The sequence below is a fragment of the Agriterribacter sp. genome (genome assembly GCF_035444585.1).
Taxonomy (GTDB): domain Bacteria; phylum Bacteroidota; class Bacteroidia; order Chitinophagales; family Chitinophagaceae; genus Agriterribacter.
In genome coordinates this window covers 1-26,375 of record NZ_DAOMOZ010000004.1, presented here as the reverse complement: position 1 = coordinate 26,375, position 26,375 = coordinate 1, and the positions used below count along the sequence as shown (strand labels likewise).

At 43.5% G+C, this 26,375-nt stretch carries 20 protein-coding genes; 12 read left to right on the top strand and 8 right to left on the bottom strand.

The window, feature by feature from the left end; all coding sequences use genetic code 11:
• The first annotated feature begins 268 nt into the window (after positions 1 to 268).
• From PLH26_RS00815 to PLH26_RS00770, 10 genes are all read left to right on the top strand, one after another.
• Positions 269 to 1,858, top strand: coding sequence for an alpha-L-fucosidase (locus PLH26_RS00815; RefSeq protein WP_324584069.1), 1,590 nt, complete (start codon positions 269 to 271; stop codon positions 1,856 to 1,858).
• Positions 1,859 to 2,100: 242 nt separating this feature from the next.
• Positions 2,101 to 3,183, top strand: a complete 1,083-nt coding sequence (locus PLH26_RS00810) for a LacI family DNA-binding transcriptional regulator (protein WP_324584068.1) — start codon at positions 2,101 to 2,103, stop codon at positions 3,181 to 3,183.
• Between the two features lie 132 nt (positions 3,184 to 3,315).
• Entirely contained in the window at positions 3,316 to 6,540 is a 3,225-nt protein-coding gene (locus PLH26_RS00805; protein ID WP_324584067.1) for a sigma 54-interacting transcriptional regulator, read from the top strand.
• A gap of 277 nt (positions 6,541 to 6,817) precedes the next feature.
• Positions 6,818 to 7,807 carry an alpha/beta hydrolase gene (locus tag PLH26_RS00800; protein WP_324584066.1) on the top strand — a complete coding sequence of 330 codons (990 nt, stop codon included), beginning with the start codon at positions 6,818 to 6,820 and terminating at the stop codon, positions 7,805 to 7,807.
• A gap of 84 nt (positions 7,808 to 7,891) precedes the next feature.
• Positions 7,892 to 8,653 carry an SDR family oxidoreductase gene (locus tag PLH26_RS00795; RefSeq protein ID WP_324584065.1) on the top strand — a complete coding sequence of 254 codons (762 nt, stop codon included), beginning with the start codon at positions 7,892 to 7,894 and terminating at the stop codon, positions 8,651 to 8,653.
• Positions 8,654 to 8,865: 212 nt separating this feature from the next.
• Positions 8,866 to 9,054: a hypothetical protein gene (locus PLH26_RS00790; RefSeq protein ID WP_324584064.1), complete on the top strand. Its 189-nt coding sequence runs from the start codon at positions 8,866 to 8,868 to the stop codon at positions 9,052 to 9,054.
• Positions 9,055 to 9,108: 54 nt separating this feature from the next.
• Positions 9,109 to 9,885, top strand: coding sequence for an alpha/beta hydrolase (locus PLH26_RS00785; RefSeq protein WP_324584063.1), 777 nt, complete (start codon positions 9,109 to 9,111; stop codon positions 9,883 to 9,885).
• Between the two features lie 74 nt (positions 9,886 to 9,959).
• Complete coding sequence (locus tag PLH26_RS00780) at positions 9,960 to 10,094, top strand: YciI family protein (protein ID WP_324584062.1); 135 nt, start codon at positions 9,960 to 9,962, stop codon at positions 10,092 to 10,094.
• A gap of 229 nt (positions 10,095 to 10,323) precedes the next feature.
• A complete protein-coding gene (locus tag PLH26_RS00775) occupies positions 10,324 to 11,664 on the top strand; it encodes an NAD(P)/FAD-dependent oxidoreductase (RefSeq protein ID WP_324584061.1) in 1,341 nt (446 codons plus the stop codon).
• Between the two features lie 178 nt (positions 11,665 to 11,842).
• Positions 11,843 to 12,544 (top strand): DUF8692 domain-containing protein, encoded by a 702-nt coding sequence (locus tag PLH26_RS00770; protein ID WP_324584060.1) that lies wholly within the window; start codon positions 11,843 to 11,845, stop codon positions 12,542 to 12,544.
• A gap of 20 nt (positions 12,545 to 12,564) precedes the next feature.
• Here PLH26_RS00770 and rimO read toward each other — a convergent pair whose 3' ends face one another.
• Positions 12,565 to 13,878, bottom strand: a complete 1,314-nt coding sequence (gene rimO / locus PLH26_RS00765; protein WP_324584059.1) for a 30S ribosomal protein S12 methylthiotransferase RimO — start codon at positions 13,876 to 13,878, stop codon at positions 12,565 to 12,567.
• 180 nt (positions 13,879 to 14,058) lie between these two features.
• On the opposite strand from rimO, the gene PLH26_RS00760 reads away from it, so the two are divergent.
• Positions 14,059 to 14,322: a DUF4242 domain-containing protein gene (locus PLH26_RS00760; RefSeq protein WP_324584058.1), complete on the top strand. Its 264-nt coding sequence runs from the start codon at positions 14,059 to 14,061 to the stop codon at positions 14,320 to 14,322.
• 357 nt (positions 14,323 to 14,679) lie between these two features.
• On the opposite strand, the gene PLH26_RS00755 is transcribed toward PLH26_RS00760, so the two are convergent.
• From PLH26_RS00755 to PLH26_RS00735, 5 genes are all read right to left on the bottom strand, one after another.
• Positions 14,680 to 16,143, bottom strand: coding sequence for a sulfatase family protein (locus PLH26_RS00755; protein ID WP_324584057.1), 1,464 nt, complete (start codon positions 16,141 to 16,143; stop codon positions 14,680 to 14,682).
• A gap of 80 nt (positions 16,144 to 16,223) precedes the next feature.
• Positions 16,224 to 17,609 carry a sulfatase-like hydrolase/transferase gene (locus PLH26_RS00750; RefSeq protein ID WP_324584056.1) on the bottom strand — a complete coding sequence of 462 codons (1,386 nt, stop codon included), beginning with the start codon at positions 17,607 to 17,609 and terminating at the stop codon, positions 16,224 to 16,226.
• Positions 17,610 to 17,672: 63 nt separating this feature from the next.
• Complete coding sequence (locus PLH26_RS00745; RefSeq protein WP_324584055.1) at positions 17,673 to 19,118, bottom strand: RagB/SusD family nutrient uptake outer membrane protein; 1,446 nt, start codon at positions 19,116 to 19,118, stop codon at positions 17,673 to 17,675.
• Positions 19,119 to 19,129: 11 nt separating this feature from the next.
• Entirely contained in the window at positions 19,130 to 22,627 is a 3,498-nt protein-coding gene (locus tag PLH26_RS00740; protein WP_324584054.1) for a SusC/RagA family TonB-linked outer membrane protein, read from the bottom strand.
• Positions 22,628 to 22,661: 34 nt separating this feature from the next.
• On the bottom strand, positions 22,662 to 23,645 hold the full coding sequence (locus PLH26_RS00735; protein WP_324584053.1) for a FecR family protein: 984 nt from the start codon (positions 23,643 to 23,645) through the stop codon (positions 22,662 to 22,664).
• Between the two features lie 242 nt (positions 23,646 to 23,887).
• On the opposite strand from PLH26_RS00735, the gene PLH26_RS00730 reads away from it, so the two are divergent.
• Positions 23,888 to 24,409: an RNA polymerase sigma factor gene (locus PLH26_RS00730; RefSeq protein WP_324584052.1), complete on the top strand. Its 522-nt coding sequence runs from the start codon at positions 23,888 to 23,890 to the stop codon at positions 24,407 to 24,409.
• Between the two features lie 326 nt (positions 24,410 to 24,735).
• Here PLH26_RS00730 and PLH26_RS00725 read toward each other — a convergent pair whose 3' ends face one another.
• On the bottom strand, positions 24,736 to 25,560 hold the full coding sequence (locus PLH26_RS00725; RefSeq protein ID WP_324584051.1) for a formylglycine-generating enzyme family protein: 825 nt from the start codon (positions 25,558 to 25,560) through the stop codon (positions 24,736 to 24,738).
• A 258-nt stretch (positions 25,561 to 25,818) separates the two neighbouring features.
• The coding region (locus PLH26_RS00720; RefSeq protein WP_324584050.1) for a TCP-1/cpn60 chaperonin family protein at positions 25,819 to 26,375 on the bottom strand (557 nt) is incomplete at its 5' end.

Sequence of the window (26,375 nt, the reverse complement as noted above, 5' to 3'; positions counted from 1 at the left end):
CTCCTTTGCAAGTGACACACATTCTATTTGCAGCAAAATAACAACTTGCCGGGATCAATGCAAATGAACCGGAAATCTATGTGTATTAAATGTTGATTATTACCCTGCAATTCTGTTATGTTGGCATACATGTTAATATCCAGTAGTGAAAGCCTGAAGAAAATGAATTTCTTGCAGTTTTGCATATTGCTGGGTTAAGAGATATCATTGGTTTATTTCAATCTGAAATGCAGCCATATCATTTTATTCTGCATCAATAGTAACAGCTATGAACAGACGTAAATTTATCATTAATGGCTACGGGCTCACATCAGGGATGCTGCTCACCGGAAATCTGCAGGTACTGATGGCGGCAGGTAAAAGCCCTCAAACAACACACCTGAACACTTATTCTCACCGCCTCCCGGCAAATGATGGCCATTATAAGCGTACATGCGGCTACGTGGAAGACACTCCCGTTAGTGCCTATAGCTGGGCGCCCGACAGCGCTTACGAAGACTTCCAGGATATCAAATTCGGCATACGCCTGCACTGGGGTATATATTCTCTATTAAGGCTCCGGGGCGAATCCTGGCCTTATCTCCAGATGCTGCCGGAAGAAAAGCAAACGTATCAGGAGCTATACAAATCGTGGTATCCCGGCGGATTTGATGCGGATGAATGGGTTGATTTTTTTGCCGAAAGCGGCGCAAAAATGTTTGCTTTCACGTCCAAACACCACGACGGATTTTCTATGTTTGATACCGGCGCCAGGGTAAAGAGAAGGGTGAACTGGCTTGCTGCGGGCGGACCGGCAATAGAAGATTGCGATCTTGCCTACAGCATAATGGAAACACCTTTTAAAAGAGATGTTGTAAAAGAGCTCGCTACCGCGGCCCATCGCAAAGGCATGAAGATAGACCTGTATTTTTCGCACCCCGACTGGTACGACAGTGATTTCCGGCCTTATAATTATCACCCGTTGCAGGTACCTGATTCGGCTACCATCGCAGTATCGGGCAAAAACAAAACCCCGGAAATCGAAGATCCCCAAAAATATTTTGCCAAAGCGGGACTGGTCATAAAACCCAATCCCTCAAAGGAAGAAGTGACCCGTATGATGGCCAGGCACCGGATGCAGCTCGAAGAATTGCTTACCAGGTATGGTCACATAGACATGGTTTGTCTTGACCAGTGGCTTGGTCCTCAGGTTTGGCCCGTATTGAGAGATACAATGCTTCATCTCCGGAAAATCTCTCCGCGAACCATGTTCAGGGCAAGGGGAATTGGAAATTACGGCGATTATTATACGCCTGAGGGATTTGTTCCCGGCAGCAAAGAAAATTCTGATACGCCCTGGTTTGTTATTTACCCGTTGGGAAGTTCTTTCTCCTACGAGGCCGATGAACAAAAATACAAGGGGGCGGCATGGATAGTAAAAAACCTTGTGGACGCAGTTGCAAAAGGGGGAAATTTTATGGCTGGTATTGGTCCCGATGGCAACGGACAGTTTCATCCTGCAGCTATAACGCAATTGAAGGAAACGGGTAAATGGCTAAAGCGAAACGGTGAAGGCATTTATGCCACCAGGGCCAGGGGAGCAGATGAATGGAAAGAAGGCGATGATATCCGCTTTACCCGTTCCAAAGACAGCCGTGTTGTATACGCCTTTTCCTATAAATGGCCCGGTGAGCAGTTGGTGCTTACAACAGTGCGTCCACCTAAGGGTGCCGCCATCAGCTTCCTTGGGTTCAGAGAAACATTGAAATGGGAATACGATAGTGCAAAGGGGTTAATTATTTCTATTCCTTCCGAATGGAAAGATAAATTTCGGGGAGCTGCAAGCCTTACTTATGGCTTAAAAATAGAGACAGCCTGAGAAGCAGCTTAAAGTGTGGAAATGGGCGGTCGGTACGCGACGGATGGAGCGTCAGACCGCAGCGGGGTGAATGTGAGGAATGTGGAATTGTTAGGGGTAGTATCCCGGGGGTCATATGCATATAACAATTGCTGGGGGTGTATAATGTTTTGCTCCACTTGTATAAGATATTGATGTGAGGCTGATTTTTTTAAGTATAAAACAAATGGTCATTTATTAAAAAAAATTTTATTTGCGGTAATATGCCCGGAGAAAAAGTGAAGAAAAAAAGAGCTACCATTCGTGATATTGCAAATGCTGTAGGCATTGCGCCGTCTTCTGTTTCCAAGGCGCTGAACGATCTTCCCACAATAAGTGAGAACATGAAAATACTGGTAAGAGCCAAGGCCCGGGAACTCAATTACAAGCACAATTCCAATGCTGCCAATCTCAGGCGGGGCACATCCAGGACCATAGGTGTTATTGTTCCTAAAATAAACGTGGCTTTTTTTGCCGACGTTATAGCCGGTATTGAGCAAACCTGTTTTGAAAATGACCACCGGCTTATTATTTGCCAGTCGGACGAATCTTTCGAAAGGGAGGTGCAGGCTGTGGAGACGCTTATCCAGCAAAATGTGGATTGCGTACTGATCTCGCTCTCACAGGAAACGAAAACTACAGATCATCTCAGGGAGATCATCAATCACAATATTCAACTGGTTCAGTTCGACCGGGTGGACCACGCTTTCGGCAGTCACATGCTCGTGAACGACAACCAGGAAGCATCGTTCAAGGCCGTTCAGCACCTGATCGGCCAGGGTTATAAAAGAATTGCCTTCTTAGGGGGGCCGGATTATCTCCCTCTTTATAAAGAAAGAAAACAAGGCTACCTCGATGCCATCAGAACATCGGGACTGACAATCCCATATAATTTCATTGTTGATAATATTTTAAAAAAGGAACCTGCCGAAGCCGTTGCCGCTGAATTATTAAGGCTCAAAACCGCCCCTGATGCATTTTTTACCGTTTCCGATTATGCTGCCCTGGGGGTTTTAAAAGCCGCAAGGCTCTGTAATAAAAAAGTACCGGAAGACATCGGCATCATTGGCTTTTCCAATGAGGCTTTTACCGAAGTTACCTCTCCCACGCTTTCTTCGGTTAGCCAGCAAAGTAAAAAACTGGGCAGGGAAACGGCCAATGTATATTTTACTCATGTTTTGAACCAGCCGGCAACCAACAGGGAATCCCCTCTGCAGAAGCTGATTATTGAAAGCTCTGTTATCGTCCGGGAATCATCCTGCAGAAAAAAAAAGAAGGGAACAAAGAAGAACAATCCAATATCATGAGATGCGTTGGCCCTTCAAAAATCCGGCTTAACCATCCTTTGCAGAATTTGATCTACCTTTAATCCCGGCAGTTTTTACCTGCAATCCACTCTGTGTAAGCTGTATTGCACCACCCGCTGCAAAACGCATTCAATGAAAAGTTCAATAATAAAAGAAAACATAAAGAGCCGGAAGCCTGCTGAAAAAAATGGCAAAAATCATCCGCTTCAGCAGCAGTTGGCGCTCTATCAAAAAGAAAAAGATATCCTGCTAACCTTAAGCAACGATATTACAAGGGTCCGGGAAAAGAACGATCTTATAAAAATTTTTTCGTCCGGGCTCAAAAAGTATTTCTATTTTACCCATACCGTTATTTCGCTGATTGATAAACAAAACGGCACTTATTTTCCATTCCTTATTGACAGGGAATCTATGCAGATCAGGCATCGCAGCGAGCTTCCTTCTTTACTTAAAATGCAATTCGTAATCAATGACCCGTTCCTCAGCCGTGTTGCCGAAGCGGAAGTGTCGGCATCCTTTCTTTTAGAAGAGATAATAAACGACCCTGGTATCCCCGCATTTTTAAAGGTCAATTATGAATGCGGAATAAAGAAGGCGATGATCGTGAAATTAAAAAGCAGGATGGAGACCATCGGGCATGTGTTGTTGTATTCGGACAGTACCGATAGTTTTCCGGATGATTTTAAAAATGTTCTGGAGGGGATCGCCCCACATTTATCCAACGCTGTTGCCAATATTATAATCAATGGGGAAATAGCGGAAAAAGACAGGGACAAAACATTTCTTATTGAATTCAGTCATAATATAGCTTCGGTCAGAACAAGGGATGAGTTGAACCGCGTAATTCATCAATCGCTGAAAAAGCTGGGACAGGTAAGGGCATATTTTATACGCACCATAAATGATGATGGCGCTACTCTCAGCCCTTTTATGCACGACCGGGATGTTCACTACATAGATGATCCCCGGTTCAAAAAATTACTGAATACCAGGATCAAAAAAAACGAAGGTCTTACCGGCAGGGTGCTGGGTGGAGCTGTGCCATTGCTGGTAGATTTTGCGGAAGAGGTTAAACAGGGGAATACCGATCATTATACAGAATTCTGGAAAGGCCTGGGAGACCAAAAAGCAGCTTTCAGGAAAATGGTAGGCGTTCCCCTTCGCGCAGGCAATACAGACCTGGGGGTTTTATGGGTAATAACGGACCAGATAAATCTTAACCTGCTCAAAGGAATAAGCGACCAGATCGCCATAGCCATTTCCAATACCAGGTCTAACGATGAAATCATAGCCAGGGAAAATGAAAAATCAATACTGCTTTCTTTAAGTGAAGAAATTGCCGCACTAAGGAGCCGGGAAGACCTGCTCCGCGTGGTGAACACCCGTATCAAGACCCTCTTTTCGGTAGGTGAATTCGGGATCGCACAAATAAATGAAGACGGCGCCACATACGGCGCATTCATAATGGATGTTGGAACCGGCTTAAAAAATACTGCGGGTTTTAAAGCAGTGACTTCAGCAAAGTACAGTATCAGCGACCCTTTATTCAGCAGCATATTGAAATCGGAAGAGCCCGTTATCTTAGATGTATATCGCCTGGCGGAAAAACCGGGGATGCCTGCCTTTGTTGGTTTTTGGAGAGATGCGGGGATACGGCATGTGCTTGGCATGCGGCTGCATGTTGGCGGAAAAAATGTGGGCTGCGCTTACCTGCATATGGATAATACCGATACAGGTAAAATAAAATACAATTTATTAAAAGCCGTGTGTGCACATTTGTCGGTGGCCGTTTCCAATATCCTTGCAAATGAACAGATCATAAAAAAACACCGGGAGCAAACTTTTCTCCTCGATTTCAGCAATGATATAGCACAGGTAAGAGCAAAGCCCGAACTGCAGGCGGCCATTTTTAAAGTGCTGGATAAAACCATGCATGCACAACTGGCAATGATCCGCGTGATAGAAGACGATAATTTTACCCTGAGCCCCTTCATGTACGAAGGCTCATTATTTCAAAAGGCAAAAGCAGGTTTTGATGAACTGGCGATGCAGCAGATAACCATTGAGGAGCCTTACACCGCCCGTGTGCTGGCAAGCAGTGATGGCGTGGTGTTTAACGTGGAGGAAGAATTAAAAAGCGGGAACGTGTATGCAGGGCTATGGAAAAAAGCGGGATTAAAAAAAATGTATGGTTTTCCACTCAGGGTGGGAAATAAAAACCTGGGTACGATCTGGTTGCTGGCAAACCGTTTGAGCAACCTATTGCTGAAAGGCATTTGCGCCCAGATATCCGTTGCTGTTGCCAATATACAGGCCAATGAAAAGCTGCTGGCTTATAAAAAGCAACTGGAAATAGAAAATGATTACCTGAAAGAACAGATCCAGACCATCTATAATTTTTCAGATATTATCGGCGATGGCCCCGAAATGCAAAAAGTGTATCACCTGATGTCTCTTGTGGCAGAATCGAATTCAACAGTGCTGCTGCTGGGAGAAACCGGAACAGGCAAGGAACTGATCGCCCGAGCTATTCATAACGCTTCCCCCCGGAAAGGAAAGCTGATGGTTAAGGTTAACTGTGCGGCATTACCGGCAAACCTGATCGAGAGTGAATTGTTCGGGCATGAGAAAGGATCTTTCACAGGCGCTGTTGAAAGACGGATCGGTAAATTTGAACTGGCCAACAACAGTACATTGTTCTTAGACGAAATTGGCGAGATGCCGCTTGAAACACAGGTTAAATTATTGCGTGTGCTGCAGGAACGCGAGCTGGAGCGCGTTGGCGGAAAAACGACCATAAAAGTTGATGTAAGGATCATTGCCGCAACCAACCGGAACCTGGAACAGGAAGTAAAGTCCGGTCGTTTCAGATCCGACCTTTATTATCGCCTTAATGTATTTCCCATTACCCTGCCGCCATTGAGAGAACGCAGGGAAGATATTGCAGCACTGGCCAACTTTTTCCTTGAGCGGTACAGCAAAAATTCCGGTAAAAAAATTGTATCTATCGCTGCAAAATGCGTTACGGAATTAAAGCACTATGCCTGGCCCGGCAATGTAAGAGAACTGGAACATTTAATTGAAAGAAGCATTCTTTTAACGCAGGGAAATGTTTTAACAGAGATACAGTTGCCGAAAGGAGTGAATGAAGAAGGAAGCGGGGAACGAGAGGCTCCGAATAAAACCCTTCAACAGCTTGAACGTACATATATTATTGAAGTACTGAAAAGCTGCAGCGGAAAGATAGCCGGCAACGGTGGCGCCGCTGCAGCGCTTGAAATGCCTTCTACCACACTGCATTCAAAGATGAAAAAGCTTGGCATTTCAAAAGGAGATTATTTCCAAAGGGAACATTAGCCTACTGCTTTTTCTGATCACTGTATCCCTCCTGCCGGATGCTGCCGGCACAGTAACTCATGCTTATACCTTGTTTGCATTTACCATTATGCTTTTGATTGGCGGATACCCGCTAACGTTATTACAGTTCCGCGATATATAGCCACGCTGTTCGCCAAATGGCGAAATAAAGCGGGTTGAAATACCACACACTTCACATAAGTATCTCAAAATTAATTGATTGCCTTATTGGCACACCAGTTGTTTTTATCATCGCCAATCAATAAAACATTTAACTATGGTACAGCCTAACAAAATTACAAAAGCAGAAAATGATCCACGCATTTTCAGGCAGGTGCGGGAGTTCCTGCAGGCGCTTAATTCAGGAACGGGTAAGCCCATTGAACAGCTTAGTCCCGGAGATGCACGAAAAGTATTGATTGATGCGCAAAATTCAGTTGCGGTCAACTACGCGGGCATTGAAGAATCCGAAAGATCCATACTCCAGGATGGTGAAGAAGTGAAAGTGCATATTGTAAAACCCATTGGCGTCAAACCGGGCGCACCGGTCTTCATCTATATCCACGGCGGAGGATGGGTATTGGGAGATTATCAAACCCACAGGAGACTGGTGAGGGATTTAGTAGTGGAAAGTGGCGCTGTAGCGGTGTTCCCGGATTATACTCCGTCGCCTGAAGCTTACTATCCTGTTGCTGTTTATCAAATCTATGCCACGCTTAAATGGTTAGCCGAACACGGCAGCGAAATTGGTGTTGATGGCAATAACCTCGCAGTTGTGGGGAACAGTGTCGGTGGCAATATGACGGCATCTGTGGCGCTGATGGCCAAAGAAAAAAAAGGCCCGGCTATAAAGCTGCAGGTATTGCTGTGGCCGGTAACCGATGCCGGTTTTGAAACCGGCTCATATAAAGAACTGGGTGAAGGAAGATTTCTTACAAGGAACATGATGATATGGTTCTGGGACAATTATTTGCCCGATAAAGAAGCGCGGAAAGAAATATACGCATCCCCGTTGAAAGCCACTTCAGATCAGCTAAAAGGGCTTCCTCCCGCCCTGATACAAACAGCCGAGAATGATGTGCTGAGGGATGAGGGTGAAGCCTACGCCCGGAAATTAGATGAAGCCGGGGTTAAAGTAACCTTAACCAGGTATGGAGGATTGATCCACGATTATGGCTTATTGAATCCATTGGCTGAAGTACCGGCAGTTAAAACAGCGCTGCTTCAGGCAGCATCTGTGATCAGGAATGCATTGCAACATCAATGATCCTGCCTGCAAAGTCAATTCTCGTGATAATGCGCTTTATCAATTACACAAATGCTAAACATAACAATCTAAAAAACAAAAATCATGAAAATCGTAGTAATCGGCGGAACCGGCCTTATTGGTTCAAACCTTGTAAACAAGCTTCTGCGGCATGACCATACCGTGGTAGCCGCATCTCCCGCATCAGGCGTTAACAGCTTCACCGGCGAAGGGTTGCGCGACACATTGAAAAACACAGATATTGTTGTTGACGTTTCCAATTCTCCTTCATTTGAAGACAAAGCGGTTTTAGATTTTTTTCAAAGATCTACCATGAACCTGCTTACAGCGGAAGCTTATGCCGGGGTGAAGCATCATGTTGCCATGTCGGTAGTGGGCGCCGAGCGCCTTCCGGAAAGTGGTTACCTGCGTGCAAAAATAGCACAGGAAGAACTGATCAAAGAATCCGGCATGCCTTACAGCATTTTGCGTTCTACACAGTTTTTCGAATTCGCGGGAAGGATAGCGCAGGCAGGCACGACCGGCGAAGAAGTTCACATTTCGCCGGCTGAGTTTCAACCCATAGCATCGGATGAAGTGGTATCTGTACTGGCAGAGATCGTGCCCGGAGCGCCTTTAAATACTACTGTTGAGGTTGCGGGACCGGTGCGCATGCCGATGTATGAATTTATCCGCTATTATCTGAATGCAACAGAAGATCCCCGCCGCCTGGTCAGCGATGAGCATGCACTTTATTTTGGCGCTGAATTGAACGATGGGTCTTTGGTTCCGGGCGAAAACCCCCGTCTTGGAAAAATAAAATATGAAGATTGGTTCAGGGCTCAGTTGGCTACCACGCAATCCTGATAAATTTTCACCATAGCATTTGATCACTGCCTTTCGTAACGAAGATGACGGGTGTCAGCTCGTTGAGGCGGCTGTAAGGGGCGTGCACTTTCCATCCGTTCGTGCACGGGACAACCCAACGTCGGCGCGGTGTCCCCGCGAAAACCGATCAGCTACACAACGAAACGTCCGGCAGCAGGTGCGCCTATTTTCTAATCATAAAATGGTTTAACATGAATACCATCTTTTCATTTAAAAAACAGGATCCCGGAAATGAACGGGCTTTACGCGAAGGAATACAGGAAAGCATATACCCATACTACCACGAAACAAATATAACCGATGGAAGTGAATTCCTTGATGATGCTATACGAATGAGAGACCAGCCATTGGGCGAAGCAAAGGAGAGGGAAAACCAATGACACTTTGCAGGCGCCTGTAAACAAACAACATTATTAAAATCAAAAACAAATTTTATGTTCACTATTACACAAATCTCATCAATTGCGATGATCGCGGCAGCCGGCATAGTTTCCCTGCCACACAACACGATCGCACAAACCCATTCAAAAGAAATAAAAAACATTGTACTGGTTCACGGCGCTTTTGCCGATGGCTCCAGTTATGCAAAAGTCATCCCTTTACTTCAGGCAAAAGGGCTGAATGTAATTGCCGTACAAAACCCGCTCACTTCGTTTGCCGATGATGTAGCTGCCACTAAGCGCGCCATTGCTGAAATGGACGGTCCGGTATTGCTGGTTGGACATTCGTATGGCGGAATGGTGATCTCCGAAGCAGGAAAAGATCCGAAAGTAGCCGGTTTGCTTTATGTTGCCGCGCTGGTACCTGAAGAAGGACAGAACGTTAACGATGTTAATGCCGCAATGCCGCCAACTGCAGTAGAGCCGGAGTTTAAGCTCAGTGCTGATGGCTTTTTATCGCTGTCGCCGAAAGGGATCAACGAGTTCTTTGCACAGGATGTATCACCCCGGGAAAGAAAAGTGATTTTTGCTACTCAGGTTGCATGGGCTGCATCAGCCACACAGGAAAAAGTATACAGCCCTGCCTGGAAAACAAAACCTTCCTGGTATATCGTAGCAGCAAAAGACGGGATGATCAATCCCGACCTGGAGCGGTTTAAAGCAAAACTGATCAAAGCAACAACGCTTGAGCTGGCATCCAGTCATGTACCTATGGTATCACAGCCCGATAAAGTAGCGGCTTTCATTATCAGGGCAGCCGGGAAATTATAAGGCATGCGGTATTCAAAATACTTACGGGCAGACATCATATCTATTTCTTAAACAAATAAAATCTAACAAAATGAATGAATTCTTACTGGCGATCCACAGGGATCTTACCAGCAAAAGACTACGATGAAGCAGTGGAGATCGCGAAAGGGTGCCCGATCATTCAGTATGGCGCTATTGTGGAAGTGCGCATGGCAATTCCTGCCGCATAGGATTTTGGATTGGGGGCTATTGAAGAGGTTGTTTCAAAAGGGCCGGCATAGAGTGCCGCTAAGATTCAAAAATACAAAGTCATGCATCTTCAGGCTTATTTTCTCCGGGTCTTGTGACTTTGCGGCAATGAATGCTTTTTTAAACAGCCTCTTCTTTTTTTCCTGACGAATTGATAAAGAAACCAGGGAACCGGCAATCAAAAAGAAATTACATATTAATAGCAAAAAAATGAAACCCAAAAATACAAACAGAAAACACATTGTGCTGATCGGCGGAGGATTTGCTGGTCTTAGTTTTGCAAGGCATTTGCTTAATAATAAATGCTATGACGTGACACTGGTTGACAGGAACAACTACAACTACTTTACTCCTTTGCTGTACCAGGTAGCTACCGGCTTCCTTGAGCCTTCCGCGATCAGTTATCCGTTCAGGAAGATCTTTAAAGGCAGCAACATTGCTTTCAGGATGGCAGCGGTTCTAAAAATAGATACAGGGAAAAATGTATTGTATTTAAGTGATGAAGGGGAATTGAGCTATGATCTGCTGGTATTTGCAGCCGGTTCCAAAACGAACTTCTTTGGTAATGATGTAATTGAGCAAAATGCATTCTATATTAAAACGATAGATGATGCGCTGAGTATGCGCAATGGATTGATCCGGACCATGGAAAAAGCTTCCGTTGAAAAAGACCCGTTAACCAGGAAAAAATTGCTGACCATGGTGATTGCCGGCGGCGGGCCTACGGGCGTGGAGCTGGCAGGCATGCTTGCCGAATTCAAACAATGCTTACTGGGCATGGACTATCCTGAACTGAAAAACGATGTTCTGCAGGTTTATCTGATCGAAGGATCACCCCACCTGCTGGCGCCCATGAGCGACGCTTCTCACAAGGAAGCCTGCGAAGTGTTGAAGCGATCGGGTATAAAGATCAAGCTGAACACGCAGGTAGATCATTATGATCATGACCAGGTGCATTTATCTACCGGTAAAGTCATTGAGGCAAAAACATTGATCTGGGCGGTAGGCGTAACCGCAAATACTTTTGAAGGAATTGATGAAAGCAGCCTTGATAAAAGCGGGAGAATGATCACCAATTTTTACAACCAGGTAAAAGGATACGGAAATATATATGCTATTGGCGACATCAGCATTCAATACAATTACAGGCATTATCCCCGGGGACATCCACAGCTTGCGCAGCCGGCGATCCAGCAAGGCAAAAGACTGGCTAAAAATTTACTGCTGTTGGCACGGGGTAAAGACATGAAGCCATTCAAATATTTTGACAGGGGCGATATGGCCATCATCGGGCGGAAATGGGCCGTAGCAGACCTTTTCAATCACCATCTGCACCTGGGTGGCATTTTAGGCCTGCTGGGCTGGCTTTTTATACACCTGATCTCTCTTGTTAATTACAACAATAAGATCAAGACCTTTTACAATTGGCTGATCGCCTATTTAACGCATGACCAGGCATTGCGAATGATCTTTAGCTCCGGGAACAGGGAAGCGGGTTACGGGAAAAAGCAAAGCGAACCACACCAGGTAAGGGTGCAGGATATGGTTTAATGTGAAATGTACCCTTGTTGATCCAAATACATTAAAAAATTCAGATATTTGGTATTGATGACACGAACCTGGAAAAATTCCGTTCCGGGGACCTTCACAAACTCAGCTGCATTGTTAAGGAGTGATGGTTCCCGGCCCGGATATCAATACATCATTATATTAATAACACAACCCACCCATGTCTGTAGTATTCAATTCAAAGCTTTGCATCAATTTCCTTTCTTTAAGCCTTGTAATGATAGCCGCACTCAATTTAAGCGCAATAACATTACATTACAATGGATTTTTACAGGAAAGTGTTGGGCTTAGCCTGTACAACCTTTTTTATGTGGACAGGGAATCGAATCTTCCCAATTTTTTTAATGCCGTATTGCTGTTATTGGTTGCGGCATTGCTGTTTATTACCTTTCTCCTGTATAAGCATTACAGAGATTCCGCCATAAAGTACCACTGGTTGCTGCTTTCGCTTATATTTTTCTTTTTATCAGTTGATGAAAGCGTCTCCATACATGAGTCCCTTACGAATATTTTGCCCCGGTTCGGAATTGGCGGAAACGGGTATCTAAAATTTGCCTGGGTGATACCCTATTCTATTGCAACATTATTGATATGCCTGTTTTTTATCCGTCTTTTAAAGTCATTGCAGAAACCGGTACAGTTGGGATTTATTTTGTCGGGTATTGTTTATGTAACAGGCGCTATAGGATTTGAAATGGTGGGCGCCGAAATTGCAGAAAGCAAAGGCGTAACAAACATAAGTTATGCCCTTGCAGCAAGCTGCGAGGAATTACTTGAAATGACCGGATTGATCATCTTTCTTCATTTCATCCTGAAGCATATCCGATCGGAATTTGAAATGGTGTCTATTACAATAAAATAGAGTATCAAAAGAAAAACAGGTTATTCCACTGTCACAACGCCTTCCAGATCGTAATCGTACGCTTTGGTGATCTTTACATTTGCAAATTCGCCGATAGCAAGCTTATGACCGGCGGCAATGATCACTTCATTGTCTACCTCAACCGAATCAAACTCGGTGCGGCCCAAATACCGCCCGGCTTCTTTTTTATCAACCAGCACTTTAAAAACCTTTCCCACTTTTTCCTGGTTTTTTTCATAACTGATCTCCTGCTGCACTTCCATTATTTCCTGTGCCCGGCGTTCCTTTTCCTCAGGAGGGATATTGTCTTCTAACGCATAAGCAGAAGTACCTTCTTCATGCGAATAGGTAAAGATACCTACCCTGTCGAACCGGTGTGCCTGCAAAAATGCTTTCATGTCTCCTACATCGGCTTCCGTTTCTCCGGGGAAGCCGGCGATAAGGGTGGTACGCAAACAAATACCGGGGATACGGTTCCTGATCTCTCCTATCAAATCATCCATTTCAGCTCTTGTGATCTGCCTGCGCATCGCTTTGAGCATATTATCACTGCTGTGCTGCAGCGGCATATCTAAGTAATTACAGATATTGGAGTGTTCTTTCATGACATCAATGATCTCGGTGGGAAATTTAGAAGGGTAAGCATAATGCAGACGTATCCATTCCAACCCCTTTACACCTGCAAGTGCATGCAGTAACCGGGGAAGCTCGCGCTTTTTGTAAATATCCAATCCGTAATAAGTAAGCTCCTGCGCAATGAGCATGATCTCTTTTACTCCCCTGCGCACCAGTCCCTCCGCTTCAGCCACCAGTTGCTCTACAGGCTTGCTTATATGCTGCCCCCTCATTAAAGGAATAGCGCAAAAAGAGCAGGTGCGGTTGCAGCCTTCCGATATTTTCATATAAGCATAGTGAGCGGGAGTGCTCAATAATCTTTCGCCCACCAGCTCGGATCTGTAATCTGCTTCAAATCTTTTTAAGATGAGAGGAAGCTCCATGGTGCCGAACCATGCATCTACCTCGGGGATCTCCGTTTCAAGATTTTGCCGGTAGCGCTCGGTAAGGCAGCCGGTAACATATACTTTATCCAGCCGGCCTTCTTTTTTGAGCTCTACCTGGCCGAGGATCGTATTGATCGATTCCTCCTTGGCCTTATCTATAAAACCACAGGTATTGATCACCACGATATTGTGGTCGCTTTTTTTACTTTCATGCACTACACTGATATCATTGGCCTGCAACTGCCCGCTTAATACCTCGCTGTCTACCACGTTTTTACTACAGCCAAGGGTAATGATGTTCACTTTATCTTTGCGGAGTGTTCTTGTCTTCATACGAGCGGCGAAATTACGCAATATTGGCTGTACTGCAAGATTACCTGCATTCTCAGGGTTGAACAATATCTGAAGCAATCCACGTACAATGACCGGCGTAAAGCAATAATTGTAAGATAAACCGCTAAAAAAATTGTATTTTAGATTCAACCAGATTCCTGAATCGTTCAAAATAACGCTATGCCTGTTTTTATGGATCGGCACGATGTTCCTGAAACCATAACAGCAGCGGATATTGCACAGTTGCACCAGGAAGACCTGAAGATACAAAGCCGTTTTGGTTGCAGGGCCCTGACTTATTGGTTTGATGAGAACAGGAAAACTGCATTCTGCCTGATTGAAGCCGCTGATAAGAACAGCATTCATAAAATGCACAATAAGGCCCACGGGCAGGTGCCCAACAGCATCATAGAAGTAGACGCCGGCATTGTTGAATCATTGTAGTTAAACAAAACGAAACCGATTTTTTGGTCTCCTTTCAATCTGTATCAAATGCGGTACATGCCGCATTGCAGATCCGGTCTCTTTTTGCAAAAGCAAATAAGCTCAGCAAATACAAGTCCGGCTTAAAAGCAGGACTGAGTGCAGGCGTGCCCGTAACGGAAAAGAGATTGATTTTTGAGAGCGCTATACAATCGACCGCCTTGGAGGCACTACGGGCGTCACAGCAATCGTTGATGCCGTTCTAAAAGTGCCGGACGAACATAACATTGATGCCGCTTCCAAAAGTGAAGTGCTCTCCGTTCTGTGGTCATTAAAGAATATGATAATTGGTCAGTGAGCTGTTATGCGGGATCGCAATTACAATTGAGAAGGGGTTCTGGCTTTTGCGCGCTTTCCGGCAGAAACTCCATAGATCTTTTGCATGTTCCTGTATTTTTTTCTTAGAGCAGAAAGTTGAGATTTATATTTGGGATTATCAACCAGGTTTACCGTTTCATGGGGGTCGTGTTTCACATCATACAACTCCTCATAGTTGTGCTCGATATAATTCATATACTTAAACTCTTTTGTTACCACACCTTCCACTTTTGGAATACGCGGGCCACCCAGGAAATAATGCTGGTAAAAGAATTCATTTCTTTCAGGTAATTTGTTCTGCACCAGGTCTATGAGGTTTATCCCCTGCATTTGTTTGGGCGCCTGCACACCGGCCATCGCAAGAATGGTAGGAGCAATGTCTATATTCAGGGCGATCTGGGATGCCTTGTATTGCCTGATCTTATCCGGCGTATTGGGATCATAAATAAGCAGCGGCACTCTTATGGATTCTTCATATCCATACCATTTTCCCTCCATTCCGTGTTCTCCCAAAAACATTCCGTTGTCTCCCATAAAAATGATAATGGTATTTTTATCAAGTCCCAATTCCCTTAGCTTATGCATTGTGTTACCTACCGCATCGTCTACGCCGGTTATCAGCCGGTAGTAGTTTTTTACATTTTCCTGGAATAATGCCGGCGTTCCAAAAAGTCCCCGCCACCTTGCCCTGGCAAAATTGGTATCTGTTCTGAAGAAATCCGGCAGTTGTTGCCAGTATTTAGGATCGGCAGTTACGGGTTCGGGTATGGTTATATCTTTATAATAATCCTTATATGCCTGCTGGATGATATACTCCGGAGGATGACCGTCCTGCTCATGCGGTGCTTTAAAGCTCACGGAGAGGCAAAAAGGCTTATCGTTATTGCCATACTCATCGAGAAACCTTTGAATGGCATTGTTCAGTGTATCTGTATCGTGAATGAGATTCCCGTCATCGCCTGTAATAATATAATCGGGTTGTCCTTTTCCGCCCTCTTCCGTATCTACCCAGAAATCATAAATGGAATGCGGCGGATTTTTCCCTACCCCAAATTTTCCTATGGAGCCGATCCGGTATCCTGCGTTTTTCAATAAAACCGGGTAAGTTTGAGACAGGGCCTCCGGTGTAAGATCTGTTGAAAAATCATGTATATTATGATACGCTTCATATTGTCCGGTGAGCAGGCTTGCCCGGCTCACACAGCAAATGGATGTTGTTACATAAGCATTTTGAAACAGTATACCGGCTCTTGCCAGCCTGTCTAAATGAGGCGTCTGGATGATCGTGTTCCCCGCAGCGCCCAATGCATCCCAGCGCTGATCATCGGTAAGAAAGAAAATAATATTGGGTTTACTGAATTCGCTTCCTGAAGCGATTTGTTGTGCAACCCCTCTTTGCAGGAATGCGATAAGCATTAAGGCTGCCAGGGCTTTATATCCACTTCCCACAATTATTTTTTTCATTTTCATCTTACATTGATTATTACAACCGGCTATCCCACGTTGTGGTTCCCGCTTTAGCCACCACAGTTTTTATGTGCAGATCAATGAACAATAACATTTTTGTTATATAAGGATCTCATGGCTTGCAATTCACGATGATGCCGTTTAGAATTAACTAAGTTAACTGATTCATCCGGATCGCCAATAATATCAAATAATTGCTCATACCCATTTTCGGTATATACAATATACTTATAACGTTTGGACACAATAGCTTTGGTTTTAAATAAATGGGGTGCACCTAAAAATGAGTGCTCATATATAAAAAAATCCCTGGGCTTAATATGACCACTGATGGCCTCTATCAGATTCTGCCCTTCCATTTCTTTTGGTATATTTAAACCCGAAAGGCTCAATATTGTAGGCGCTATATCAATATTTAAAGCAAATTCAGAAAATCTGGTTCCGGCTAACTCAGCATTTCGGGGATCGTACAGAATAAAAGGAATATGCATACTAACATTAAAAGGGTACCATTTCCCCATTAAGCCATGTTCTCCTAATGAGAAGCCATGATCTGTGGTATATATTATAATGGTATTCTTATCAAGGCCAGACTCAATAAGCTTACTTCTAACTTTTCCAACCGCATCGTCAAGTCCCGTAATCAGGCGGTAATAATCTTTAGAATTTTTTTGGAACAGTTCTTTGGTTGAAAAAAATCCTTCCCATCTTTTTCTGGCAATATTTTGCTCATCTTTAAAAAAATCCGGCAATTCATCCCAATATTTTGGATCAGCCGTTTCGGGCTCTCTAACCTTAATGTTGTTGTATAGCCCTTTAAAACGATCCTGCACTACATAATGTGCGGGAACTGAATTGGTAGGATCTATTTCATGAGCTGCTTTAAAGTTTACACACATAAAAAATGGAGCACCGTTCCCGGAATTATCTATAAAGTCATTTGCCGTTTCAACTGTTATATCAATATTGTGCTTGCCATCTTTCATCCATGGAATATCCGGCCTCCAAAAATCGAAATCATTTTTAGGGGGATTTTTTCCAATTCCAAAAAACCCAATCCACGCAAGGGTGTATCCCGCTTTCTTTAATTGCATCGGAAAAGTATTGGCAAATGCGTTTTTTGTAAAATCAGTTGAAAAATCACTAATCCCGTGTGTATCTGCACTTTGACCACATAATATACTTGCCCTGCTGGCAGCACAAATAGCAGTGGTTACAAAAAAATTATTAAACACAGTGCCCTCTGATGCAAGTTTCCTGAGATTAGGTGTTTTAACAAATGAATTGCCAAAACCTTCCAAAGCTTCTGCACGATGACTTTCACCTATAATAAGAATGATATTCGGCTGAAGTGTAGAATCAAAGCCATGATGTTTCGCGTCTTTATAATTATAGTCAACCGGGTTGGATTTGCTATACATGCCAGGTATTAAAAGGCACCATAATAATATAATCAACCTCATAAACTTATATTTAATCCAAAGATTTGACATCAAATAGCCAGTGTTAACCCCACAAAGTAATCCCTAGTACCCGGGGTTTTGTTCCAGCTTATTTATAAATACCTCTTCCCCTGGTATGGGTTGCAAAATTTTGTACGCGTCTATTTCTTTCCCTTGTGCATTCATCACGTCTAAAGCAGTTCCTCTTCTTACCAGATCGTACCATCTCTGATTTTCAAAACAAAATTCTACCTGCCTTTCTTTTTCAATCAATGAATCCAGTTCAGCCTGAGACAATTGAGAGATATCATTTGTTAATCCAGCTCTTTTTCTTACAGAGAAAATATACTGAGCTGCTTCAGAGGTGCTTCCTAAATTATTAAGGCATTCACCATACATTAGCAGTATATCTGCATATCTTAAAACAGGAAAATTATCACCGCAATAATTTAATGGAGATATTTGAGGAGGTTTATACTTCGCACAGTAAGGAAATGACTTTTCAATTCCATCCCACCCTGCTCCTGTCCAATACTGAATTGCAACATTTTTTCGACTATCATCAGCTTCGAAAGCATTTATTAATTCTATACTTGGTTCCATTGAGCCGGCAATCCGGAGTGATATATTGGGGCGATTGGTAACCTCGCCTTTGGATGTATTGGGGACATTAAAAAAAATAAAATCATTGGCCAGCTCTGAACTGCTTTCAGAATATTGAACTGAAAAAATAGTTTCAGTATAATCCTTTGCATTAGGATCAAAAAGGTCTGCATAATTTAGCAAAAGTGAAAATTTTTTCAGATCAATCACCTTCTTAAGTACCTGAGACGCTGCTGAATAATCCTTTCTTGTCAGGTATACTTTTCCTAAAATACCAAGGGCCGCACTTTGATTCGCCCTCCCTTTTTCTTCTACAGTGGCGGCTTTAGATAAATAATCCTGGGCATTATTAAGATCTGAAATTATTAACTGATATACTTCATCCTCTGAAGATCGTTTAATTTCTACTGCTTCCTTACCTGTAACAGGCGTTATTACCAAAGGAACGCCGCCGTATTGCCTTACCAAATTAAAGTAGTAAAGTGCTCTTAAAAAATAGGCCTCACCTTTGGATCGGTTTTTAATATTTTCATCTCTCCATGTATACGTTGAGCTTTCTAATACCGATATCGCCTTATTACAGCGATAGACCCCCTGATAAGAAATATCCCAATAATTCTGAACCGTAATACTCGCTGCCCCTGTCAACAGGTTGTCCATATACGCTGTTTCAAAGTTGCCGGCTATTGCGCTGAATTGCTGATCTAAATTATCTGACTTAAGCTCAGACATTACCCAGTGGTCCCATCTTTCAGCATTTCTCAATGGAACATAGCAGCCACTAACCAAAGAAACAAACTCGTTATCAGAGGTATAAAAGTTTCCTTCATTTAAGCTGGTCTCCGGATATACTTTTAAAAAATCCTTCGAACAACCAACAAGCAAAAACAACAGGGCTATCTCAAACAGAAATAATTTTGATTTCATTTTCACAGATTTTAAAAGGTAATATTTATGCCGGCAGTCACAGTTCGCGCTACAGGATAGCTGTTCATATCATATCCGGGCGCTAAGGTGTTATTAACATTGATGCCTTGCCCTTCTGGATTTTGTCCGGTGTATTTAGTGAAAGTGGCCAAGTTTTGCACACTTACATATACTCTAAAATTTTTAAATAAAACGTTACGCCTTTCAAAACGGGTCTGGAATGTATAACCGATATTTAAGTTTGTTATTCTTAAATAAGAGGCACTTTCAAGCCACAACTTATCATTAACCCTGTGTACCGCATTTGGCCCAAATGCATGAATTCCATCTCCGGGGTCCTTATCACTTCTGTATCTGTTAAGCCATTCTTTACCCAGGTTGAAAAATCCCTGTAAATTATCAATGGTTTGGCGCAACCCGTTCATTACATATCCGCCCTGCCTTCCATTTAAACTGGCAGATATATCAATATTCTTATAAGAAAGCCTGCTTGAAAATCCAAAAGTGAAATCAGGATTGGGGCTGCCAAGGTTAGTATAATCTAATATCTCTGTAATTACCCCATCTCCATTTAAGTCTTTATACTTAGGATAGCCTGCTGTATTTCCTGGGTATTTTGGAACCGCGGGGTTGTCAATATCAGCCTGAGAATACACTCCTTCTAAAATAAAACCGTAAAACTCTCCTATAGGCTTTCCAACAATAGATACATTGGTAGCACGACCATCCATACTGCCGGCTAATATATTATCACCGTTTTCGTTTGTGGATAATACTTTATTCTTGTTAAATGCTATATTAAAATTCCAGGTCCAGTTCCAGTTGTTGCTGCGAATAGGTGTTACATCAAGCTCCAGTTCAAGCCCTTTGTTAAGTACACTGCCCATATTAACCAGTTGACTGTTGAAGCCTGTTATGGCAGGTATAACATTGTTCAATAGCATGTTTACACTTTTCCTGCGATACAGATCTCCCGTAATTCCGATTCTTCCGTCTAATATTACTAAATCCATACCCAGATCAATTTGTTCCGACTCCTCCCAACCTAAATCAGGATTAAACAAGCTCACCGAAGCAGCAGAAACGATGTTGTCATTAAGGACGTACCTGCCTAAACTTACATTTGATAAGTGTGAATAATTTCCAATATTGTTATTCCCGCTTTTGCCAAAACTCGCACGTACTTTTAATTGATCAATCCACTGAATATCTTTTATGAAATCTTCGTCAGATACTCTCCATGCTGCGGCTACGGATGGAAACATCGCATAGCGTTTGTTCTCACCGAAGCGGGAGGAACCATCGCTTCTGATTGTTGCTGTAAGCAAATATCTATCCATAAAAGCATAATTGATCCTTCCCAGGTAAGAAAGCATATTCCACTCATTAATTGTTTGCCCCCAACTGGTTATACCATCAGCAGCATTTAGCGTTTTTATTAAATCATTGGAATATGGACTGGCGTTCAGGTTTATGCTGTTGTATCTTGATTTTTGTGTGATGTATCCTACAAGTCCCTTGAAACTGTGCTTTTCTAATTTTTTTGAATAGGTTGCCGTATTCGTAATAACCCAATCAAAGCTGTTGCCTTCAGACAGATTTAGAGTTCCTTTGTTGTTTGTTGGCGGATTATTGGGACTTCCAATAGTACTTGGCACATACCTGCTGTTTTTAAAAACTGAAAAAGTTGTGTTTATAGAACTGCGGATCTGCAAACCTTTTATTGGCTCTATTTCAACAAATGCAGAACCTAAGTTCCTAATTTCATTATATTTTCTTGGGGCCTCATCCAGCATAAACAAGGGGTTAGGAAAATTCCATGTTGAATTGTAACTGTTTTTAGGAGTAAGGATGTATGGCACCAAATTGCCGTCCTCGTCAAAAGGTTTCATTACCGGGTTTGCCCACAAAGAAATCCCGGTAGGATCAAGATCCCTTCCTGTTCCGGTTGATGCCCGTGTTTGATCAATAAAAGTTGGCATTAAGCTGGCGCCCAATTTTATAAAACTATTGATATTAAGGTTATAATTAAAGTTCGCGGAATATCTCTTTAAATTCGTATTCCTGATAGTTCCTTCCTGGTCAAAATATCCGGCACTCAAATACAACTGAGAATTTTTTGCTCCTCTTTGAATACTGATATTATGGTTCTGCGTAAAAGCATTTCTAAGTAATAAATTATACCAGTTTGTGCCTTCACCAAGTTTATCAAGGTCCTGGTATTCTTCAGGATAATCTGAGAGAACCGCATCGCGTCCTTCTCTTTGCCTTACTACATAGTCTATTCTATCCCTTTGGTATTCGGCAAATTCCTTAGCATTTAGCATTTTAGGTCTCCCCTTCTCAGGAATACTTGAAAAGCCTGTATAACCTGAATAATTAATTAAACTTTGATCTTTACTAGCATTTTTTGTGGTTATCATAATTACCCCGTTAGCACCACGGGAGCCGTAAATTGCTGTAGAAGATGCATCCTTCAAAATAGTGACATCCTGAATATCGTCAGGGTTAATAAATGATAATGGATTGATTTCCTGGTTTAGACCTGATGAATAAGGCATTCCATCAATAACGTATAATGGTTCATTTCCTGCTCCTAGAGATCCACTTCCCCTGATCTTAACAGAAGTGCCGGCACCCGGAGCACCGGAGACCTGCTGAATTTCCACCCCTGCCACTCTTCCTACTAACTTTTGATCTACAGCAGAAACAGGTAAATCTTTTATACTTTTTTGATCTATCGTTTTCAAAGCACCGGTAAGATCTTCCTTCTTCTGCGTACCATACCCCACTACCACCACTTCACCCAACGCCTGGGTAGATGATAACATTACGATCTTTAAATTGGTTTTCCCGGCCACTTTCACCTCCTGTGTTTCAAACCCTACATAAGAAAGTACCAGCACGGCATTGGCTTCAATATCATTCAATGTAAAGTGCCCTCCGGTATTGGTTGTGGTTGCCTTGCCGGTTCCTTTTACCTGTACCGTAACCCCAATCAAAGGCTCTCCTTCCTGGTTGGTTACTGTGCCTTCTACTGAAAAGGCTACACGGGGAATGGTTTTTAGTATGGATTGAGTAGGAAGCCGGGCAACGGCCAGCATATTATTCTTTGTGGTTGAGTCCATCTTCTTCTCCCCTTCGCTGATCAAACCATTCAAATGTTTCGACATCTGCCTTAACGATTCCAACCCTTTCGCATCATCTTTATACAGGATCACGAACCGCCGGTCGTAAAACTGGTATTTCAGACCCGTACCCTTTAGAATACGGGAAATGGCATCCTCAGCCGAGCTATACAGCGCCTGTTCGTACTGCACTTCCACTTTGGATACGAGGGTCATGTCGAACGTGAAATACACATCGTATTTCTGACTGATCTTTTCAATGGCTTCGAGGAGCGTTATTTTTTCTTTGTCAGATGGATTTGCGCGGATCGCCGAAGGATTTAATCCTCCGTACCAGAGAAAAAGGGATAAGAGTCCCGACAGGATATATTTCATTCCCATAGCATGTAGTTTTTTATTTTTATGGATCGTACGATCAGTTTTTCCCGCTCTTCACCACATAATGTTGTGCAGCGGTTTCCTCGAACTGGATATTCAGGGACAGTTCCAGTGCCTGCCTCACCGCCTCCCAGTTGGAATAGGGCACACCGAGATACATCGGGGTATTCAGCAATTTGCGGTCCGTGCATTCAAAGGATTGACCGTATATATCGCGAAGCAAATCCAATACTTCGCCAAATTGCATATTCTTGAAATTGAGCACATTTACCTTCCACGCAGCGGCTGTTATCATGGTCTGTCCTTCCGATTTTTCTATTTTTTTCTGTCGCACGCTGTAGCTCACCTGCTCGCCCGGGTTCATGATGATCTCCTGCGGGTGCTTTTCTTTATTATGACCCTGCTCCGTATCATTTAATTTCAGGTTCACTCTCCCTTCATCTAAGTAAACCTTCGTTTTTGCTTCCCTGCTGTCTACATTAAAAGCAGTGCCGAGCACTTCCACTGCCACGTCGTTCGTATGCACAGTGAAGGGGATGCCGTTCTGCTTCTTCACTTTAAAAAAAGCTTCGCCTTCCAGAGCCGCCTTACGTCCTTCGCTCTTACTCCAGCCTTCCGCCCAGTGCAGTGTAGAATTGGCATTGAGCGTAACAAGGCTCCCGTCGTCCAGCTCAACGTCTAACCGTTCGCCGAACCCCGTTCTGTATACTATTTCTTTCTGCCCAAAAACATCTCCTGCTCCCCACAGGTAATAAAATAAGCCCAGCAGTAATACCAGGGAAGCAGCCAGACTTATATATCCTGTTCTTTTCCGCTTTATGCTTATTTTGGTAACACGAGGCTGCAATGCTTCTGCTGTTTCATAAGCTTTGCTCTCTTTCCAGTAACGGTTCAGTTGCTGTTCAAGTTCAGTTTCCATACCGGGCTCTCCAAGCATCCAGATCAGTTCTTTATATTCTGACCGGCTTAAGTTTCCCTTTCTGTATTTTTCTATTAAATAGTCAAATCGCTGGTTGTTCACTTGCGTATGATTTCAAATTCTATAATGTTACGAACACCTCCCATCTTTTTGAACCGGGGCTTTTCATCATTTCATATCATTACAACTGTAAGCGTTGCGGTTTTGACCAGTCTGAATTCAATTTTTTTTTATTTTTTTTTATTTAATAGTTTCTTCTATCTTGTAAGGACCAAACCTCTCAAACAGCATCGGAAAATCATTTTCATCATTTCACATTGATCAACCGCATATTATGTTTGAAGATGGAAAACGGAATACCATATTACAGGGCGAGAGTATATCGCTTTATTGTTCAATTCGTAAAAAACGGCAGCCTTGCTGAAGATCTGACACAGGACATCATGCTGAAGATGTGGTCCAGGCATGAGAGATTATCTGCGTTGGAAGATATGGACAACTACATCCTGAAGATGGCCAAAAATCATGTTATTGATCACTTTAAAAAGCTGGCCAGGGAAAAGGTCTACCAGGAAGAGATCTGGCGTCAAATGCAAAAAAGCGCCAACGTGGTTGAAAGTAAATTAGCAGAGGTAGATATTTACAATAACTTAGAAGCCGTTTTGAAAACTTTACCGCCCCGCCAGCAGGAAGTATACACGCTCAATAAACGGGAGGGACTCTCACTAAATGAAGTTGCATCCACTTTGGGCATCACTATACGCACTGCCCGCAACCATCTGGATCGTGCGCTCAAAGTGATCCGGAATAATATGAACCCAGATTCGTTCCTGTTCTGGATAGTGCTGGGATTGAGCCATATATGAACAGGAGATGAGAGCGGTGAGCTGATGCCTGATCTCCAAAACACCAGGAATCAAAAGACAAATAACAAATAAAAATCCGAAGACTAAAGCCCGAAATCCGAAGTGGCTGTGACGGTCAGCGATCAGTATATTATTAGGTGTGTGCTGCGCCCTGGAACTTGTAACCTGCAACCTGTAACGTCCCTGATACCTCAACCCACACTCTCAAAGCACCAAGAACCAAATCACAAAAAACAAAAACTCCACAAAGCTCTAAATCCGAAGGTCTGCAGCTATCAGCTATAAGCATACCTTATACCTCACACCTCACACCTTCTACCCCATTCCTAATTCGGGTACTGCACCAGCCTGAAACCGCCGCTGTCGTCTTTATAATCCTGCTTCACACTATTGCGCGTTGAAGTTTTGCAACTGGCTTCCTGCGTAAACCATGACCCGCCGCGTCGCACCCGGCCGGATCCCGATGCCGGACCGGTTGGGTTGTTGCTTTCTCTAAGCTCATAATAATTTTTGTTGTACCAGTCCCGGCACCACTCCCATACATTCCCTGTCATATCATACAGCCCCAGTTCATTCGGCGCCTTTTCACCTACCGGATGCGGATGCCTGCCGCTGTTGCCTGTATACCAGGCTACGTCATCAATATTATCGCTGCCGCTGTAGCGGTAACCCCGGGTTTGGGGACCTCCTTTGGCTGCATATTCCCATTCTGCTTCGGTAGGCAAAGCATACTTCTTACCGGAAAGTTTGTTCAGGGTTTCAATAAAGCGTTGGGCGTCATCCCAGCTTACCCTGTCTGCCGGGCATTGATCGCAGCCCGTAAATTCGCTGGGGTTATTACCCATGATGGCCGTCCACTGCCGCTGGGTTACAGGGTATTTGCTGATGGCAAACCCATCTATCACTACTTCATATTCAGGTCTTTCATCGGCTTCTCCTGAACGGTTGCCCATTGTAAAACGGCCACCCGTAACCCATACCAGGCTACCCGATATACTGTCGAGCACCCCCCGGCTTACCACCGGAAGCTCAGGCTCACCTTTTTTGCCTTTTTTCTTCTTTTTCTTACTCCCGGTATCCTGAGCTGCCAGCACATTCATAAGCGCAAAGCATACCGCTACCAACAAAGTATATTTTAGTATTAGCTTCATACAAAAGGGTTATACGCTTCAAATATAGGGAATTTGAAATTTGTTATTTCAGATTTGAGATGACAGTGGAAGGATTTAAATTCAAATTTTAAGGTTTTTGAGTTAAGATAAACCTCAGCTATATGGGTATCATTCTAACACGGTGTCATGTTCGGGCTGCTGAGCACAGCCGATGGCCCGCAACGGGGCTGTCCGGCAACAAAAAATCCCGCTTCTGTACAGAAGCGGGACCTGTTGATATTCACTAAAAAGCCAAGCTTAATAACCCATTCCACCCATATCAGGAGCACCATGGTTGTGCCCTGCTGCTTCTTCTTTCTTGGGTTTGTCTGCAATCACACATTCTGTAGTGAGCAGCATACCTGCAATTGAAGCCGCGTTTTCCAATGCAATACGGGTAACCTTGGTAGGATCAATAACACCGGCCTTGAAAAGGTTTTCATACACTTCAGACCTTGCATTAAAGCCGTAATCGCCTTTACCTTCTTTTACTTTTTGTACTACTATGCTGCCTTCAATACCGCTGTTGCTAACGATCTGGCGAAGCGGTTCTTCAATTGCTCTTTTTACAATAGCAATCCCTGTCAGTTCATCTTCGTTAAGTCCTTTGAATTTTTCCAAAGATTCAACGGCACGGATATAGGCCACGCCGCCACCGGGAACGATACCTTCCTCAACAGCTGCACGTGTTGCATGTAAAGCATCATCCACACGGTCTTTCTTTTCTTTCATTTCCACTTCAGTAGCAGCACCTACCTGCAATACAGCCACACCACCGCTTAATTTAGCCAGGCGTTCCTGTAATTTTTCTTTAT